Source organism: Nitratireductor sp. GCM10026969, assembly GCF_042660605.1.
Taxonomy (GTDB): domain Bacteria; phylum Pseudomonadota; class Alphaproteobacteria; order Rhizobiales; family Rhizobiaceae; genus Chelativorans.
Genome location: NZ_JBHSUM010000329.1, coordinates 1 through 617, shown reverse-complemented (window position 1 = coordinate 617; position 617 = coordinate 1). Strand labels below are relative to the sequence as shown.

General features: G+C 68.1%; 2 protein-coding genes. Both read left to right on the top strand.

From position 1 onward, the window contains the following. Positions 1 to 152, top strand: a 152-nt coding sequence (locus ACFP9U_RS25325; RefSeq protein WP_378625670.1) for an SDR family oxidoreductase, incomplete at its 5' end; no start/stop codon positions are given. A 45-nt stretch (positions 153 to 197) separates the two neighbouring features. Continuing rightward, positions 198 to 617 (top strand): shikimate dehydrogenase family protein (locus tag ACFP9U_RS25320; protein WP_378625668.1); only part of this gene is annotated, 420 nt, incomplete at its 3' end.

Here is a 617-nt window from a genome sequence, read left to right as displayed (position 1 = left end):
CGGTGAACGCCGAGCAGGTGCGGCTGACGCCGCTCGGCCGGCTCGGCGATCCCGACGAGGTGGCCGATGCCGCGCTGTGGCTGACATCGCCGGAATCGAGCTTCGTGACCGGCCAGACCGTCGACGTCGCCGGCGGGCTCTACATGACTTGAGCGCGTCCCCGCCCGAGACCGGAGCATAACCGAGTGCAGGAAGACATGAGCCCGACCGAAATCACCGGCCGCACGCGCATTTACGGCATTCTCGCCGATCCGATCCATCACGTGAAAACACCGCAGGTCATGAACGCGCTCCTGCGCCGCCACGGCGTGGACGGTGTGCTCGTGCCCTTTCATGTCGCGCCCGGCGGGCTTCAGGATCTGCTTCACGGCTTGCGCCGCACCGGAAATTTCGGCGGCTTCATCGCCACGGTGCCGCACAAGACCGCGATGCTGAGACTGTGCGACCGTGTTTCCTCGGCGGCCGAGATGATCGGCGCAGTGAACTGTGTTCGGCGGGAGGCGGACGGTAGCCTTTCCGGGACAATGCTCGACGGCATCGGCTTCATCGAGGGCCTGCGGGCCGCCGGCGTGGAGCCGCGCGGGCTTTCCGCCTATCTTGCCGGGGCCGGCGGCGCG